This is a genomic window from Agrobacterium sp. (assembly GCF_032092815.1).
Taxonomy (GTDB): domain Bacteria; phylum Pseudomonadota; class Alphaproteobacteria; order Rhizobiales; family Rhizobiaceae; genus Agrobacterium.
Map to the genome: position 1 here is coordinate 1 of NZ_DAMDBP010000032.1, position 3,166 is coordinate 3,166.

The 3,166-nt window shown below is 57.2% G+C and carries 2 protein-coding genes and 1 pseudogene; all 3 read left to right on the forward strand.

Annotation, left to right across the window (positions count from 1 at the left end):
* Positions 1-971 (forward strand): amidophosphoribosyltransferase (locus RT613_RS17075; RefSeq protein WP_313617246.1); only part of this gene is annotated, 971 nt, incomplete at its 5' end.
* A gap of 139 nt (positions 972-1,110) precedes the next feature.
* On the forward strand, positions 1,111-1,851 hold the full coding sequence (locus RT613_RS17080) for an SDR family NAD(P)-dependent oxidoreductase (RefSeq protein ID WP_313617248.1): 741 nt from the start codon (positions 1,111-1,113) through the stop codon (positions 1,849-1,851).
* Between the two features lie 345 nt (positions 1,852-2,196).
* Positions 2,197-3,166, forward strand: a pseudogene (cysS, locus tag RT613_RS17085) (cysteine--tRNA ligase); the annotation flags it as partial.

Sequence of the window (3,166 nt, forward strand, 5' to 3'; positions counted from 1 at the left end):
AGATGGAAGGCGGTTATTCGATGCTGGCGATGACCCGCACCAAGCTGATTGCCGCACGCGACCCGATCGGTATTCGTCCGCTGGTCATGGGTGAACTGGATGGCAAGCCGATCTTCTGTTCTGAAACCTGTGCGCTTGATATCATTGGCGCGAAGTTTGTTCGCGACGTTGAAAATGGCGAAGTCATCATCTGCGAAATGCAGCCGGACGGCTCGGTCACCATTGATGCCCGCAAGCCAAGCAAACCGCAGCCAGAGCGCCTTTGCCTGTTTGAATATGTGTATTTTGCCCGCCCTGACTCTGTGGTCGGCGGCCGCAACGTCTACACCACCCGCAAGAACATGGGCATCAACCTTGCCAAGGAAGCCCCTGTCGAAGGTGATGTCGTTGTGCCTGTTCCGGATGGCGGCACGCCAGCGGCACTCGGTTTTGCGCAAGAGAGCGGTATTCCGTTCGAATACGGCATCATCCGCAACCACTATGTTGGCCGTACCTTCATTGAGCCGACCCAGCAGATCCGCGCTTTCGGCGTCAAGCTGAAGCACTCTGCCAACCGTGCGATGATCGAAGGCAAGCGCGTTGTGCTGGTTGACGATTCCATCGTTCGTGGCACCACCTCGGTCAAGATCGTGCAGATGATCCGCGAAGCCGGTGCCAAGGAAGTGCATATCCGCGTTGCCAGCCCGATGATCTTCCATCCTGACTTCTACGGCATCGACACGCCTGACGCCGACAAGCTGCTGGCCAACCAGTATGCCAATGTCGAGGATATGGCGAAGTTCATTGGCGTGGATTCGCTGGCTTTCCTGTCGATCAACGGTCTTTACCGTGCGGTTGGCGGCGAAGACCGCAACAATGCGCGTCCGCAGTTTACCGACCACTATTTCACCGGTGATTACCCAACCCGTCTGCTCGACCAGAATGGCGAGGCGATGGGCAGCAAGATTTCGATGCTGGCCAGCAACGGCTGATCCCTGCACTATCTGGCCCGCGCCTCAAGCGCGGGCTTTTTGTTTGTGGCGGCTGCTTTGCGACCTTCTGGCCTATTGCCGCTCCTGTCTGTTCCTCATAAGAGGCGATGACAGACTGATTTTATCTTCGGGGGAGACTATGACCATCGACCTAAAAGGCCGGATCGCACTGGTAACAGGCGCGTCACGCGGCATCGGTTATTTTACCGCTCTGGAACTGGCAAAAGCTGGCGCGCATGTCATTGCTTGTGCCCGCACGGTTGGCGGACTGGAGGAACTCGATGACGCCATTCAGGCCGCAGGCGGCACCGCCACGCTGGTGCCGTTTGATCTCGCCGACATGAATGCCATCGATGGCCTCGGTGCCTCCATCCATGAACGTTGGGGCAAGCTGGACATTCTGGTGGCCAATGCCGGTCTGCTGGGCGTGATATCTCCGGTTGGCCATATCGAGGCCAAGGTGTTCGAAAAAGTCATGAACATCAACGTCACCGCCACATGGCGGCTGATCCGTTCGGTTGAGCCGCTGCTGATCAAGTCTGATGCCGGGCGTGCGATCATCCTGTCATCCGGTGTGGCACATTCCTGTCGCCCGTTCTGGGGCGCCTATGCGGCCTCCAAGGCTGCGGTTGAAGTGCTTGGCCGCATATGGGCTGCCGAAACACAAAAGACGCCGCTGCGCATCAATATGGTCAATCCCGGTGCAACCCGCACGGCCATGCGCGCGCAGGCCGTACCCGGTGAAGATCCCGCCACACTGCCAACCCCTTCAGAGGTCGCCAAGACCCTGCTGCCACTGCTTGCCCCTGACGTGACTGAAACGGGCAAACTGTTTTCCGTGCGCGACAACAAGTTCCTGGATTACCATCTGCCGGAATAACCGGTTTCTCCTGCCTGTCCGCAGGCAGGAAAGCCTTGCCACGGCTGCGTGCGGGTCTTGACCAAATTTACCGGGCGCGCCATAAGGCTGCCCATGAAAATGGCGCCCTTCAATTTCGGTTTTGATACGGTTTGCGACATCGGCGCGAAGATCATTGTTGATGTTCGCGGCGCACGATGTTCCCGTTCAAAACGCTAAGCGCCTATCGTGCAGATCACTGCACATCTTCGTCACTCAAAGCACGTATATCATCTGCGCACCGGCACGGCCGTTTTTCTCATCTTATCAACGCAAAGATGACAAACCTGCCCGTCCCCGCTACGGTTCTGTTCGGGAGAAATTGAAATGAACCTTAGATTTTACAATACCCTGACCCGCGAAAAGGCTGCCTTTGCGCCGATCGACGAACAGAATGTGCGCATGTATGTCTGCGGCCCAACTGTTTATGACTTCGCTCATATCGGCAATGCGCGACCGGTTATCGTGTTTGACGTGCTCTTTCGTGTGCTGCGCCATGTCTATGGCGAGAAGCATGTGACCTATGCCCGCAACATCCCCGACGTCGATGACAAGATCAATGCGCGTGCGCTGCGGGACTACCCGCACCTGCCGCTCAACGACGCCATTCATGCGGTGACCCAGAAGACCGCAGAGCAGTTCCATCAGGATGTTGCTGCACTTGGCAACCTCGAGCCAACCATCGAACCGCGTGCCACCGACAATATTGCCCAGATGATCGACATCATCGAAAAGCTGATTGCCCGCGGTCACGCCTACAATGCCAGCGGCGAAGTACTGTTCGATACCCATTCGATGAGTGATTACGGCCAGCTTTCCAAGCGCCCGCTGGATGAGCAGCAGGCTGGTGCCCGTGTTGCCGTGGATGCCCATAAAAAACATCCGTCCGACTTCGTTTTGTGGAAACTGTCCAGCGACAGCGAACCGGGCTGGGAAAGCCCGTGGGGTCGTGGACGTCCAGGCTGGCACATTGAGTGCTCGGCCATGTCCGGCCGTTATCTCGGCGAGGTCTTCGATATTCATGGCGGCGGTCTCGACCTGATTTTCCCGCACCATGAAAACGAGATTGCCCAGTCGCGTTGCGCCCACGGAACGCACGTGATGGCCAATCTGTGGATGCATAATGGTTTTGTTCAGGTTGAAGGCCGCAAGATGTCCAAGTCGGACGGCAACTTCTTCACCATCTATGAATTGCTGCATACGGACCGGTTTGGCGAGCGCCAGTGGCCAGGTGAAGTTCTGCGTCTCGCCATGCTGATGACCCATTACCGCGAGCCGATCGACTTCTCGGTCAAGA

Excerpts from the sequence above, each read along its gene's own strand:
- RT613_RS17080 (WP_313617248.1), top strand. The coding sequence starts at position 1,111 with ATGACCATCGACCTAAAAGGCCGGATCGCACTGGTAACAGGCGCGTCA.